Genomic DNA, 14,185 nt, shown 5'->3' on the forward strand with positions numbered 1-14,185 from the left:
CACCGAGGAGACGTACTCGACCATGCGGCGGCTCACACTGGACAACGGGTTGCGCGTCGTACTCGACGCCCGGGCCGCTGCTCCCGTCGTCGGCGTGGCCGTGCACTACGGTGTCGGGTTCCGCAGCGAGCCCGTGGACCGGGGCGGGTTCGCCCACCTCTTCGAGCACCTGATGTTCCAGGGCAGCGCCCGGGTGGCGGCGGGTGAGCACTTCTCCCACGTCCAGCGGTCCGGGGGGACGGCCGGCGGGTCGACCCACCAGGACTACACGGACTTCTACGAGATCGCCCCGGCCGCGGCCCTGGAGCGCCTGCTGTTCCTCGAGGCGGACCGCATGGCCGGACTGCGCCTGACGCAGCACGCCCTGGACACCCAGCGCCGCGTGGTCGGCGAGGAGATCCTCACCAACGTCACCAACCGCCCCTACGGCGGCTTCCCCTGGACCGTCCTCCCCGGTGTCCTCTACTCCTCGTACGCCAACGCGCACAACGGCTACGGCGACCTGAGCGACCTGGCCCGGGCGACGCTGCCGGACTGCGTGGCCTTCCACCGGGAGCACTACCTGCCGGACAACGCCGTGCTGACGGTCTCCGGAGGCTTCGACGACCGCCGGGCCGAGGACCTCGTCGTCCGGTACTTCGGCGCGATCCCGGCCGGGACCGGTGCTCCCGCCGCGAGCCTCGCCGAGCCGCTGCCGAGCACCGTCCTGCGGGGGACGTACGAGGACGCCAACGCGCCGCTGCCCGCGCTCGCCCTCGGCCACCGCATGCCCGACCCGGTCTCCGAACTCCCCGCGTACGTCGCCTTCATGGTCCTCTCCACGCTCCTCACCGGAACCGACCAGTGCGCGCTGAGCCGGAGACTGCTGACGGAGACCCGGCTCGCCACCGCCGTGCGCTCGGGGTGCGGTTCCTTCGGACCGCTGCAGGCCCGGGACCCCGACACCTTCCAGTTCGTCGTCACCCACTTCCCCCAGGCGGCCGTCGAGGACGTGGTCGCCGAGACGGACGACGTGCTGCGCGACCTCGCCCGGCGGGGACCCGGTCCGGCCGAACTCACCAGCGCGGCGGCCCGGTTGCGCGCCTCCACGGCCCGCGGCTACGACAGCCTGCTCACCCGGACCCGGCACCTGGGCGCCTTCGAGCTGCTGCACGGACAGCCGGGTCTGGTGGACCGTCTGCCCTCCCTCGTCGACGCGGTGGGCGCCGACGACGTGGCCGCGGCGGCCGGCCGCCTCCTCGCCCACCCCCGCGCGGTCCTGTGCCTGCGCACCCGTCAGGGAGCCGGCGTATGAGCGGCGCCGCCACCCGCGCGGGCGGGATCCCGCCGCTGGCCCCGCATCCCCCGATCCCGCTGCCTCCGCATCTGGACACCCGGCTCCCCAACGGACTGCGGGTCGTCGCCGTGCACGCGGCCACGACCCACCTCGCGGAGGTACGGCTGTTCCTTCCCCTGCCGGCCCACACCACGGACCCGGCCGCCGCCGCCGTCCTCACCGCCCTGGTCTCGGCGCGCATCGCCCGTCGGACGTCCGCGGCCGGAGCGGCACCGGCCCACGACGGCTCGGTCATCGGCGCGGCCCGGGCGGGAGACCACCTCGTCCTCAGCGCCTCGGTCCCGGCCGACCGGCTCCGCGAGTGCCTCGGCCTGTTCGCCGGTATCCTCACGGACCCGCACCACACCCCCGCGGCCTGCGCGGCCGTCGCGCACGGGCTCGCCGAGCGCACGCGGCGCGCGCCCGCCCCCCTCGGCCGTAGCGCCCAGGAGGAACTGGTCGCGCACTGCTTCCCCTCCTCCCCCCACGCCCGGCAGCCGTCCCCCGATGCGCTCGCCGCCGTCACCCCGCACCAGGTCGCCGCGGTGCACCGGGCCACGGCCCGCCCGCGGGACGCGTTCCTCGTGGTGGTCGGTCCGGGCGGCCCCGGCCGGGCGCTGGCCACGAGCACCGCGGCGTTCGAGTCCTGGGAAGACACCGGGGCACCCGCCGGAGAACTCCCGCCACCGTGGTCGGACCAGGGCATCGACGTACGCGAGCGGAAAGGGGTGGTGCAGGCCCAATTCGCTCTGGCGGCCCCCGTACCGCCCCGCACGGACCCCGATTTCGCCGCACTGAGCATCGGCAACTGCCTCTTCGGAGGCTATTTCTCCTCGCGCCTCATGCAGCGGATGCGCGAACGGGACGGACTCGTCTACCAGATCGAATCAACCATCGATGAAATATTGGCCAACCCGGCCGCCGTCATCACCTGTGCCACGGCACCGGAAAAGGCCGGGAAAACCCTGACGAACCTGCGGAACGAGATCGAGGGGCTCCTTCTGCGACCGCCCACGGGCCATGAAATCGACGCGGCCCGCGAGTACATGATCGGGGTCACCTACATCGGCCAGACGTCGCAGGCCGGGCTCGCCTCCGCCCTGGCCGGCGTGCTCGCGGGCGGGCTGGACCCGGGCTGGCTGCACGACTTTCCCGAGCAGCTCCGGGCCGTGACACCGCACGAGGTGACCGGCGTCCTCGCCCGCCACTACCCGGTCGAGGCGTTCTCCGGCGTGGTGCTGACCGCGGCCGCCGGCACCCCGGACCTCCGCGCCGTCTGAAGGAGCCGCCGCCCGGCCGGTCCCACCGGTGGCACCACTCGCGAAGTGCTGCCACCGGTTTTCCCGTCCATTGCCGCTCCTGCCATTCCCCACGCGTCGCACGCCCCGGCGGCACATCACGCGACACAAACGGAATCCAAGCATCAGCCGGTCCGAAGTGAGCCAGTAAAGAATATTGCCCCGCCGTTCCCGCAGTAGAAGTCACACCTGCCGCAAAGTAACGAGGTGGTCGCCCGCGCGGGACTCGTGAGAGAAATACCCCGTCAGATTAATCACCTTCTCTTCACGGAGGAAAAATGAACAACACCGACCAGCTCATCGCCGGTTACACCGCCTACACCGACTCGGCCGAGATCGCCGCCGACGCCTCCGCCGAGGCCCCCGCGATCACCCCGACCACCACGATCACCATCGTGTCGGTCGAGAGCGCCGTCTTCTCCATCGGCGGTGCCGCCAGCTTCAGCGCCGGTTACACCATCTCCAGCGGCTGCTGATCTCCGCGGCCGGTGTTCCCGGCACCTTGCACCGGGAACACCGGCCGCGGTTCCACTCCCCCTCTCGGACTCCTTTGGAAGGGACACGCCATGAGGCTCGGCCCCACCGCTGGGAGCGTCCGGCAGCGCCCGGACATCCTCAGCGCCCTGCTGCGGGACAAACTCCCGCAGATCCTCTTCGCCCTCCTGCTGAGCCTCGTCGCGGCGGCCTCCACCCTGGCCATCCCCCTGCTGGTGCGCGAGCTGATCGAGGCCCTGACGCGCGAGGAGGGCATCACGCGGATCCTGCTGTGGATGGTGCCGCTGGCCCTCAGCGGCGCACTCGCCTCCTCCCTCTCGGGCTACCTGCTGGCCCGCGCCGGCGAGCAGTTCATCCTCCAGTTGCGGGCCAGGGTGATGGAACACACCCTGCGGATGCCCCTCCAGACCGTGCGCGCGGCCGGCGCGGGCAACCTGGTCGCCCGTATCACCTCCGACGCCATGCTGCTCCGCTCCGTCGTCGACGCGGGTGCCGTGCAGATCCCGGTCGCCGTCCTCACCGGGCTGGCGACCATCGTGCTCATGGCGATGATCGACTGGGTGCTCGTCCTGATCACCTTCGCCGCGTTCGCCCTCGCCGGCTGTGCCATCTGGTACGTCCTGCGCCGCGTCCGCAAGGGCTACGAGGCCATCCAGATCGCGACCGGCGGGCTAGCGCAGCGGTTCACCACCGCCCTCACCTCCCTGCTGACGGTGAAGGCGTACCGGGCGGAACGCCGCACGGCCGAGTCGCTGACCCAGGACGCGGCGGGCATCACGAGGACGATGCTCCACGCCTCCCGTCTGCAGTCGGTCGTCCTGCCCATCATGTCCCTGGGCCAGGAGATCGCCCTCGCCAGCATCGTGATCGTGGGCAGCGCCCGGATCACCGGTGGCGCGCTCGCCCTGCCCGACTTCATCGCCTTCCTGCTCTACCTGCTGCAGCTCGTCAGTCCTCTGACGATCATGGTGATGGGGTTCGGGAAGCTGCAGACCGGTCTGGCGGCCAAGGGACGCTTCGAGGAACTCCTGGCCGTGCCCGTCGAGCCGGCGGAGGCACCGCGTCGGGAGAAGGCCGTCGAGCCCGTCGCCGCCGACTCGCCGGACGCGGTCCGGTTCGACCGGGTCTCCTTCGCCTACGACGGCATGCCCGTGCTGAAGGAGGTCAGCTTCCGGGTTCCCCGGCACGGACTGACCGCCGTCGTGGGGCACTCCGGCGCGGGCAAGTCGACCCTCCTCGGGCTCATCGAGGGGTTCATGAAGGAGACGGGCGGCACGCTGAGCGTGCTCGGCCGGGAGGTCTCCCAGTGGCCGCTGCCCCACCTGCGCGCCCGCCTCGGGTACGTGGACCAGGCGTTCACCCTGCTGGAGGCGACGATCCGGGAGAACCTCCTGCTGGGCTTCGAACCCGACGAGGAGGACAGCGTCAGCGGCGGGGACGACTGGCTGATGAGCGCGCTGGAGTCGGTCGACCTCGCCGAGACCGTCCGGTCGCTGCCCGACGGCCTGGACACCATGCTGGGCCGGGACACCGACCTCTCCGGCGGCCAGCGCCAGCGCCTGGCCCTCGCGAGAGCGCTGCTCAGCCCCGCCGACATCATCCTGCTGGACGAGCCGACCTCCCAACTGGACGCCCTGAACGAGCTGCGGCTGCGCGACGTCATCGACACCCTCGCGCGCGACCGGGCGGTGCTGGTGGTGGCCCACCGGATGTCGACGGTGATGCACTCCGACCACGTCGTGGTCCTCAAGGACGGCTCGGTGGCCGGAACCGGCACCCACGCGGACCTGATCAAGACGAACGCCCACTACCGCGACCTGGTGGAGAGCCAGCAGTGGGCGACGGAAGAACCCGCCGCCCCGGCCGCACTCCCGGCCTGACCCCCCAAACCGGAAGTCCCCAGGTCGTGCCTCTCCCGACCTGGGGACTTCCCGCACGCCGGGCCACCGGTCCCGGTGAGGGGGCGCCTTGAGGGTCCGCGGTGCGGAGGAAGTCGGCGACCTTGCCTGGCATGTCGAGGGCGACCGGCAGCTCCGGGGCCGGGGCGTCCTCCTCGGTGACGGTGTGGTGGAGGTCGTGCTGGAGTTCACCGGTGGCGAGGGTCTGCACCGTGAACTTCAGGGCGGGCAGCAGCTCGCCGGTGCGCGGGTGGCGGGCGCCGAGGTCCATCGCGGAGCACGCGCCGTCGCGGATGCGCAGCGCGAGCTGGTCGCGGTGGAGGACGTCGAGCACGTCGAGGATGTGCCCAGCGCCGCGCCCCAGGCGGAGCATCTCGGACCTGATGGGATTCGCGCCGCCTTGAACCCCGGACTGCACGGGTGGACGCGTCGGCCGCCTGTCGTCAAACATTCACCGACAGGGACGACCCGCACGGTCGCGTCTCCGCGGGCCCCTCCGGCGCTGGGGCGGCGGCGTACGAATCCCAGCTTCGGATCATGCTGCTCGATCGGAGGCATAGCGGGCGAGCGTGGTCTCTACCGCTTGCTCCACGGCGTAGCGGATGTCGGAGGCTGTGGGGTTCCAGTCGGTCAGCAGCATGCGGGGCCACAGGACGTAGTTGGCGATCATCCCGAGGAACTGGTTGGCGGCGCTCTCGGCGTCCGGGACGTCGGCGTTACCGGCCTCGTGCTCCGACTCCAGGTAGCGCTGGACAGAGGTGAAGTAGGGCAGCTTGCCGAGCTGGAACTGCATCCGTCCCAGTTCGGGGAAGCGAGGCAGCTCGGCGATGACGATGCGGAACAGGGCTGTCATGCCGGGCCGGCCGATCAGGTCGGCGTAACGGTGGCCGATGGAGGTCAGGCCGGAACGCAGGTCTCCGGCCTGGGGCCGCGCGACGGACTCGGTGGCGTCACGCTGCCACGACTCGGTGACGATGGCCTCGAAGAGGGCCGCCTTGGTCGGGAACTGTTTGAACAAGGTGGACTTCGAGACCGCCGCACCTTCGGCAATGCGCGCGAGGGACGTGCCGTCGTAACCGTGGTTCAGGAAGAGGTCCGTGGCCGCGGAGATGATCGCCTCACGCTTTTGCTGCGCGAGACGGCGGTGGTGTGCGGAGAGCTCTGCTGCCATGCCTGCAGTATGCCCCAGACCCGAGGCGAGTCACTTGACTCGCCTCTTTGGGCCTGCCTACGCTGCAACGGAAAGGCGAGTCGATCGACTCGCATCTGATGGCGGTGCCCGATGTCTCTCCGGTGCCGTGCGATGAGGGAGCAGCGGATGACAGCAGGCAGGATCGCTTTGGTGACCGGTGCGAACCGTGGCCTGGGCCGGAGTACGGCTCTTGCACTGGCGGCGCGCGGGGTGCGGGTCGTGGTCACTCATCGCGGTGATGCGGCCGGGGCCGAGGAGACGGCGCAGCACGTGCACGCTGCGGGCGGGACCGCCGCTGTCGTGCGTCTCGACATCAGCGACGTCTCCTCCTTCGGAGCCTTCACTTCCGAGCTGAGCGGACTGCTTGAGCGCTGGGGGGCTTCGCGGCTCGACATCGTGGTCAACAACGCGGGAGTGGGTGTCTTCGGCCCACTGGAAGCCGTCACGACCGATGACTTCGACACGGTGTTCGGCACGAACGTGCGGGGCACGTTCTTCCTCATCCAGTCGCTTGTGCCGCTGCTGGCGGAAGGTGCCCGCGTCATCAACGTCTCGTCGTCGTTGACTCGCCACACCAGCCCCGCGACCTCGGTCTACTCCGCCTCAAAGGCCGCCGTCGAGGCCCTGAGCCGGACTCTGGCCGCAGAACTCGGCCCCCGAGGTGTCCGGGTCAACAGCATCGCCCCGGGACCGACCGCCACCGACTTCAACGGCGGCGCCATGCGGGATGACGCCGGTGTGCGCCAGGGTCTGGCCGGCCAGACCGCGCTCGGCCGCGTCGGCGAACCCGAGGAGATCGGCGACGCCATCGCCACGCTGGCGTCCGACGGCCTGCGCTGGATGACCGCCCAGCGCGTCGAGGTCTCCGGCGGCGCCCTCCTGTGACCGACCTGGCGGGTCTGTTTCGGATCACGGGCAACGGCGCGCCCGTGCAGGAACGTACGGAACCGCCGAGCCCACTCCGCATCGTCGTACTGGAAGAACCGCTCCGGCTCAGGGCCGGGTCGGCTCCTGGCGAACTTCCCGTCGCCTCGGCCTGCTCATCAGTCAGAGACTCCACCGGCACGAGCGCACCGCGGCCGGCCCCGACGGGAGCGTCGGTACAGCCGTTGGCGCGTTGACGGTCCGCACGGCCGCGGAGACGCGAAAGCCCAGCACGGACATTGTCCGGGCTGGGCTTCGAGTGGAGCCGCCTTCGGGATTCGAACCCGAGACCTACGCATTACGAGTGCGTTGCTCTGGCCATCTGAGCTAAGGCGGCGCGCTGTGCACCCATGGTGCGATCAGCAACGACGGTTAGTCTACACAGTTTCCCGGGGTGCTCCGAACCCGCCCCGGAGGCGTGGGTTCCGGGGCGGGGCGCGGGCCGGCGGGGGCTACGAGCAGCGTTTGCCGTTCCCCGGGGCGGTGCCGCGCAGCAGGTAGGTGTCGATCGCCGAGTCGATGCACGCGCTGCCGCGGCCGTAGGCGGTGTGGCCGTCGCCCTCGTAGGTGAGGAGGCGGCCGGAGGAGAGCTGGCCGGCCAGGGCCTCCGCCCAGCGGTAGGGGGTGGCCGGGTCGCGGGTGGTGCCGACCACGACGATCGGGGCGGCGCCGGCCGCCTTGATGCGGTGCGGCTCCCCCGTGGGCTTCACCGGCCAGTACGCGCAGTTCAGCGAGGCCCAGGCGAGGCCCTCGCCGAAGACCGGGGACGCCTTCTCGAAGTCGGGGAGGGCGTCGCGCACCTCGTCCGGGGAGGAGAAGGCGGCGGGGAGGTCGAGGCAGTTCACGGCGGCGTTGGCGTACATCAGGTTGCTGTAGTCGCCGTCGGCCCCGCGCTCGTAGTAGCTGTCGGAGAGGATCAGCAGGCCCGCGCCGTCCTTCTCCTTGATCGCCGAGGTGAGGGACTCCCGCAGTTGCTGCCAGGCGCCCTCGTCGTACATGGCCGCGATCACGCCGGTGGTGGCGAGGGACTCGGTGAGCCTGCGGCCGTCGGCGTCGCCGGCGGGGATCGGCTTGGCGTCCAGGTCGCCGAAGAAGGACTTGAGGTTCTTGCCGACCTGTTCCGGGGTGGTGCCCTTGCCGCCGAGGGGGCAGTCCGACCGCTTCACGCAGTCCTTCGCGAAGGACTGGAACGCCGTCTCGAAGCCCGCCGTCTGCTCCAGGTTCATGCGGCGCGCGGGCAGGGTGGGGTCCATCGCGCCGTCCAGGACCAGCCGGCCCGTCCGGTCCGGGAACAGCCCGGCGTAGGTGGCGCCCAGGAACGTGCCGTACGACGCCCCCACGTAGTTCAGCCTGTCGTCGCCGAGTACCGTGCGCAGGACGTCCATGTCGCGCGCCGCCTCGACCGTCGAGACGTGGCGCAGCAGCTTCGGCGCGTCGGCCCCGCAGCCCTCGGCGAACTTCTTGTACGCGTCGACCAGCGCGTCCGTCTCGCCCGCGTCGTCGGGCGTGGTGTCGGTCTGCGTGAAGGCGTCCATCTCGCGGCCGTCGAGGCATTCGACGGGCTCGCTGCGGGCCACGCCCCGGGGGTCGACGGCCACCATGTCGTACTGGGCGCGGACCTTGGCCGGGTAGCCGACGCCCGCGTACTGCTGGAGGTAGCCGATCGCCGAGCCGCCCGGTCCGCCGGGGTTGACCAGCAGTGAGCCGAGCCGCTTGCCGGGCCCCGTGGCCTTCTTGCGGGCCACCGCCAGCCGGACGTCGCCCTCGGTGGGCTTGGCGTAGTCGAGCGGTGCCTTCATGGTGGCGCACTGGAAGCCGGGGACGCCGCAGTCGCGCCAGGCGAGCTTCTGCTCGTAGTACGGGGCCAGCGCGGAGGGCGTGGCCTTCGGCAGCGCGGCCAGCGTCGCCGTCGCCGCCTCCGTGGAGCCGGCCGACCCGGCCGCGGGGGACCCGGCGGACGTCGACGCGCCCTGGGCCGAGCAGGCGGTGGCGAGCAACGCGGTGACGAACAGCGCGGCTCGGAAACGGGTGCTGCCGGTGCGGGTCCTGCGATGAGTGCGCCTTGTGTGCATCCGTCGAGCGTAACGCTCGGCGACCGCACCATCGCGGTGCGTGATGCGCCGCGTGGCTCGTACGGGGTACGGCGTCAACATCCAGTGCCGGCGGACGGTGTCAAAGAGCGGCGCCAAAGGGCAGGCGTCAACGGCCGGTCGCCAACGGCCGGTGACGACCGCTGGCCGCTGCCGGACGGGGACGGGCCGGGAAGGCGCGCTCAGCCCGCTCTGAGGGCCATCGTCATCGCCTCCACCGCGAGCAGCGGCGGCACGTTGCTGTCGAGGGCCTCGCCGCAGGCCGCGATCGCCTCGATGCGGCGCAGCGTGGACTCGGGGGTGCTGCCGCGGGCGAGCCGCTCCAGCGCGTCCTCCGCGTCGGCGTTGGCGATCGCCACGCGGGAGCCGAGCTGGAGGGCGAGGACGTCGCGGTAGAAGCCGGTGAGCTCGCTCAGGGCGAGATCGAGGCTGTTGCGCTGGGTGCGCGCCTTGCGGCGTTTCTGGTCGGCCTCCAGCTCCTTGATCACGCCTGCCGTGCCGCGGGGGAGCCGACCGCCCTGGGCCGCGCCCAGCGCCGCCTTCAGCTCCTCGGTCTCCTTGGTGTCCATCTCCTCGGCGAGCTGCTTGGCGTCCTCCGCGGCCGCGTCGACCAGCTCCTGGGCCGCCCTGAGGGCCCCGCCGACGTCCTCGACCCGCAGCGGCAGCTTCAGCACGGCCTCCCTGCGGGCCCGCGCCGAGCGGTCCGTGGCCAGGCGGCGGGCACGGTCGATGTGGCCCTGGGTGGCGCGGGCCGCCGCGGCGGCGACGTCGGGCTCGACGCCCTCGCGCCGTACGAGCATGTCGGCGACGGCCTGGACCGACGGGGTGCGCAGGTTCAGGTGGCGGCAGCGGGAGCGGATCGTGGGCAGGACGTCCTCGACGGAGGGGGCGCACAGCAGCCAGACCGTGCGCGGGGCCGGTTCCTCCACGGCTTTCAGGACGGCGTTGGCCGACTTCTCGTTGAGCCGCTCGGCCTCCTCGACGAGGATGACCTGCCAGCGGCCGTTCGCGGGTGAGGTGAACGACTTGCGGACGGTGTCCCGCATGTCCTTGGCGCGGATCTCGGCGCCCATGGCCACCACCGTGCTGACGTCCGCGTGGGTACCGACCAACGCCGTGTGGCATCCGTCGCAGAAGCCGCAGCCGGGGACGCCGCCGAGGGCGCGGTCGGGGCTGACGCACTGCAGGGCGGCGGCGAAGGCCCGTGCCGTCTGGGCCACGCCGGAGCCGGGCGGCCCCGTGAACAGCCAGGCGTGCGTCATGCTCGTCGACTGCGGGAGCGGACTGTCGGACGCGGCGGCGGTGACGAAGGCGTCGGCGTCCCGGGCAGCGGCGGCGAGCGGCTCGCACACCTTCTCCTGCCCGACGAGGTCGTCCCACACGGTCATGGGTCACGCCGTCCTTCCGTCACACCGGTCGCCCACTGGGCGCCGCGCTGATCCGCGGCACGCCCTCCATTGTGCGGGGCGGCACTGACAACGCGGCGGGGCGCCCGGGGCGCGGGGCCCCGGACGCCCCGGTCCTCAGGTGCTCAGCGCCGTCCCCGGCCCCTGCCGCCCCTGCGGCCGCCCTGACCGCCGCGGCCGTCGTCGTCCGGGCCGCCCTCGTGCTCGTCGTGCGGCCCGAGGAGTTCGTCCGCCAGCGTCGGCAGATCGTCCAGCGGGGTCTCCTCGGCCCAGTCGGAGCGGCGCCTGCGGGGCGGTGCCTGGTCGGGGTCGACCTGGGGCAGCTCGCGCGTGCGGTCCTGGGCCTCCCCGGCGGGTTCCTCCTCGCGGAAGTAGCCCGGCGGCACCCGGTCGGCGGGGTCGGCGCCGCGCACGGGCGGCAGTACGGCGGTCTCCTCGGCGGGCCCCGGCGGCGGCACGGGCGGCAGGACCGCGGTCTCGTCCGCCTCGCGCGGCTGCACCGCGGGCAGCACCGCCGTCTCGTCGGCCGCGCCGGTCGGGAACGACGGCTTGGGCAGCTCGGTCGTCACCTCGGACTCGGACTCGGCCGACCCGCCGGACGCCAGGCCGTGGTCGTCACCGCCGTCCCGCCCGCGCCGGGCGCCGTCCCCGGCCTCCTCCGCCCGGTCCTGGTCCGGCGTGTCCCGCACCGGCCGCAGTACCGCCGTGTCCTCCCCCGGACCGCCCGGGGCATCGGCCGGGGTCACGACCGGGGTCGGCACGGTCACCGCGTCGGAGGGGGACGAGGCCGCCGGCTTCGGGCGGGGCGCGTCCGCCGCCGCGGGGGCGACCGGCTTCGGACCGGCCGCGGCCGCGGCCGCCGCCTCCTCCGCCGCCCGGCGTGCCGCCTCGGCGCGCAGCAGTGCCTCCTCGGCCTTGCGCTGCTTCTCCAGGCGCCGGGCCTCGGCCTCGGCGCGCAGCCGCTCCTCCTCCTCGGCCTGCTTGCGGCGCCGTTCCTCCTCGGCCCGCAGCCGCGCCTCCTCCTCGGCGCGCGCCTTCTCCTCCGCCAGGAGCCGGGCCCGCTCCTCCTCGGCCTTGCGGCGCGCTTCCTCGGCCCGCTGCCTGGCCTCCTCGGCCTGCCGCTCCGCCTCGCGCCGCTGCGCCTCCTCCAGCTCGCGGCGCTTGCGCTCCTCCTCCTCGGCGCGCACCCGCGCCTCCTCCTCGAGGCGCTCGCGCTCCAGACGCTCCTCCTCGGCCTTGCGCGCGGCCTCTTCCTCGGCCTTGCGCCGGGCCTCCTCCTCGGCCTTGCGGCGCGCCTCCTCCTGGGCCTTGATCTCGGCCTCGGACAGCGGCAGCACCTGGTCGAGCCGGTGGCGCACGACGGTGGTGACGGCCTCGGGCTCCTGGCCGGCGTCCACCACCAGGTAGCGCCCGGGGTCGGCGGCGGCCAGGGTGAGGAAACCGGAGCGCACGCGCGCGTGGAACTCGGCGGGCTCCGACTCGAGCCGGTCCGGCGCCTCGGTGAACCGCTCGCGCGCGGTCTCCGGGGAGACGTCCAGCAGGACGGTCAGGTGCGGTACGAGCCCGTTGGTGGCCCAGCGGTTGATGCGGGCGATCTCGGTCGGCGACAGGTCGCGGCCGGCGCCCTGGTAGGCGACCGAGGAGTCGATGTAGCGGTCGGAGATGACCACGGCGCCGCGCTCCAGGGCGGGCCGGACCACGGTGTCGACGTGCTCCGCGCGGTCGGCGGCGTACAGCAGCGCCTCCGCGCGGTGCGACAGTCCGGCGCTGGAGACGTCCAGCAGGATGGAGCGCAGCCGCTTGCCGACCGGGGTGGCGCCGGGCTCGCGGGTGAGCACGACCTCGTGGCCCTTGCCGCGGATCCACTCGGCGAGCGCCTCGGCCTGGGTGGACTTGCCGGCGCCGTCACCGCCCTCCAGGGCGATGAAGAAACCGTTCGCCGCGGGCGTCGGCACCGGGTCGTCGCCGCCGAGCAGCGCGTCCCGCAGGTCGTGTCGCAGCGGGACGCCCGAGCGGTCGTCGACCTTGGCCAGCACCAGCGCGGCCAGCGGCAGCAGCAGGGCGCCCAGCAGCATCAGGACGAACGCGGCGCCGCCGTGGGCGAAGACGAACTTGCCGTTCTCCAGCCGGTGCGGTCCGATCGCCGCGGCCAGCACGGGCCCGACGACCGCGCCCAGCGCGACGCCGACCCGGACGACCGCGTGCAGGTGCTCGGTGATCCGGCCCCGGCGGTGGTCCTCGGTCTCCTGGTCGAGCAGCGCGTGCCCGGTGTTCGCGGCCACGCCCGCGCCGACCCCGGCCAGCGCGAGGAGCAGCAGCACGGTGGTGTCGTCCGGGACGAGCCCGGCGGCCAGCAGCGCGACCCCGGCGAAGGCGATCGCCAGGGCGAGCAGCCGTCGGCGGGACAGGGACGGCAGCAGGGCGGGGGCGGTGCGGATGCCGACGACGACGCCACCGGTCAGCGCGCCCACGGCCAGGCCGTACAGCACCGGGCCGCCGCCCAGGTCCTTGGCGTGCAGCACCGCCACGGCGACCGCGGCGGCCACCACCGCGGCGACCGCGGCGCAGGCGAAGACCAGCAGCGGGAGCACGCCGGTACGGCCCTTGTCGACGCCGCCGCTGTTGCCGCCGCCGCTCTTGGGACGGCGCATGCCCTCCAGCGGCGACCGCGCGCGCGGGGTGCGCACCGCGGGCAGCTCCAGGAAGCTCACGACGGACAGGGAGGCGGCGAACAGTCCGGCCGCCACGTACGAGCCGAGTGCCGCCTGGTGCTCGGCGAACCAGTCGACCCCCGCCCCCAGCAGGTTGTTCAGGAGCCCCGCGACGACCAGGGCGACCGCCGCGAGCGGGACGGCGACGAAGCTCGTGCGCAGCGACAGGCGGCGCAGCGCGTCCATGTGGTCCGGCAGCGGCCGTACCGTCGCGCCCTCCAGCGGCGGGGCGGGCAGCAGCGCGGGGGCCGCGCTCTCCCGGCACACCGTCCAGAAGCGCTCGGCGACCCCGGTGAGGAAGACGGTCACCAGGAGGACGGCGGGCGCGTTGTCCGGGGTCCAGTCGATCCACAGCGGTGCGACGATCAGCAGCGCGGCCCGCAGCCCGTCGGCGCCGACCAGGGTCCAGCGCCGGTCGAGCGGGCCGTCCTGCGAGGTGAGTGACGTGAGGGGCCCGAGCAGGACGGCGCCGAAGAGCAGCGTCGCCAGGATGCGGACGCCGAAAACGGTCGCCACTGCGAACGCCACGCCCCGGTAGCCCCCGCCGAAGGAGCCCGCGCCGATCGCGGCCTGCACGACGAGGAGGACCAGCACCAGGAGGGCGAGGATGTCGCCGACACCCCCCACGAGCTGTGCGCTCCACAACCGCCTCAACTGCGGACGGCGCAGCAGGGCGCGGACGGCGCGCTCGCGGGAGTCCGCGACCAGGGCGTCGTCCGGGGCGGGGGGAGAGGCCGTTGGCTGCTCGGCTCGCGTCATGCGTTCAGCCTATCGGTCGCCGCCGACAGTCCGGCGTGCCCGGCCGAACGTACGGACGCCCCGACACCGAATTGATGCCGGGGCGTTCGTTTTGCGA

Annotated in this window: 9 protein-coding genes and 1 tRNA gene; 5 read left to right on the forward strand and 5 right to left on the reverse strand. The window is 73.2% G+C overall.

Going from position 1 to position 14,185, the window contains the following annotated elements; genetic code table 11:
* Positions 1-22: 22 nt before the first annotated feature.
* The 4 genes from IG88_RS0117935 (at position 23) to IG88_RS0117950 (ending at position 4,988) form a co-directional block, all read left to right on the forward strand.
* Positions 23-1,294 (forward strand): M16 family metallopeptidase, encoded by a 1,272-nt coding sequence (locus IG88_RS0117935; protein WP_031041761.1) that lies wholly within the window; start codon positions 23-25, stop codon positions 1,292-1,294.
* Positions 1,291-2,595: a M16 family metallopeptidase gene (locus IG88_RS0117940; protein ID WP_031041764.1), complete on the forward strand. Its 1,305-nt coding sequence runs from the start codon at positions 1,291-1,293 to the stop codon at positions 2,593-2,595. Before IG88_RS0117935 ends, IG88_RS0117940 begins: the two co-directional genes overlap by 4 nt.
* Before the next feature lie 296 nt (positions 2,596-2,891).
* Entirely contained in the window at positions 2,892-3,089 is a 198-nt protein-coding gene (locus IG88_RS0117945; protein ID WP_031041768.1) for an LxmA leader domain family RiPP, read from the forward strand.
* Positions 3,090-3,179: 90 nt separating this feature from the next.
* Positions 3,180-4,988 carry an ABC transporter ATP-binding protein gene (locus IG88_RS0117950; protein WP_051851946.1) on the forward strand — a complete coding sequence of 603 codons (1,809 nt, stop codon included), beginning with the start codon at positions 3,180-3,182 and terminating at the stop codon, positions 4,986-4,988.
* Between the two features lie 553 nt (positions 4,989-5,541).
* Here IG88_RS0117950 and IG88_RS0117955 read toward each other — a convergent pair.
* Entirely contained in the window at positions 5,542-6,177 is a 636-nt protein-coding gene (locus tag IG88_RS0117955) for a TetR/AcrR family transcriptional regulator (RefSeq protein WP_031041774.1), read from the reverse strand.
* A gap of 147 nt (positions 6,178-6,324) precedes the next feature.
* On the opposite strand from IG88_RS0117955, the gene IG88_RS0117960 reads away from it, so the two are divergent.
* Positions 6,325-7,083, forward strand: a complete 759-nt coding sequence (locus tag IG88_RS0117960) for an SDR family NAD(P)-dependent oxidoreductase (RefSeq protein WP_031041776.1) — start codon at positions 6,325-6,327, stop codon at positions 7,081-7,083.
* A gap of 299 nt (positions 7,084-7,382) precedes the next feature.
* Here the strand turns inward: IG88_RS0117960 and IG88_RS0117965 are convergent.
* From IG88_RS0117965 to tmk, 4 genes are all read right to left on the reverse strand, one after another.
* Positions 7,383-7,459 (reverse strand) — tRNA-Thr (locus IG88_RS0117965).
* Between the two features lie 115 nt (positions 7,460-7,574).
* Positions 7,575-9,194 (reverse strand): alpha/beta hydrolase, encoded by a 1,620-nt coding sequence (locus IG88_RS0117970; protein WP_031041779.1) that lies wholly within the window; start codon positions 9,192-9,194, stop codon positions 7,575-7,577.
* Positions 9,195-9,394: 200 nt separating this feature from the next.
* Positions 9,395-10,600 carry a DNA polymerase III subunit delta' gene (locus IG88_RS0117975; RefSeq protein ID WP_031041782.1) on the reverse strand — a complete coding sequence of 402 codons (1,206 nt, stop codon included), beginning with the start codon at positions 10,598-10,600 and terminating at the stop codon, positions 9,395-9,397.
* A 143-nt stretch (positions 10,601-10,743) separates the two neighbouring features.
* Positions 10,744-14,088 carry a dTMP kinase gene (gene tmk / locus IG88_RS0117980; RefSeq protein WP_031041787.1) on the reverse strand — a complete coding sequence of 1,115 codons (3,345 nt, stop codon included), beginning with the start codon at positions 14,086-14,088 and terminating at the stop codon, positions 10,744-10,746.
* Positions 14,089-14,185: the final 97 nt, after the last annotated feature.

It is taken from the genome of Streptomyces sp. NRRL F-5650 (genome assembly GCF_000721365.1).
Taxonomy (GTDB): Bacteria; Actinomycetota; Actinomycetes; order Streptomycetales; family Streptomycetaceae; genus Streptomyces; species Streptomyces ardesiacus.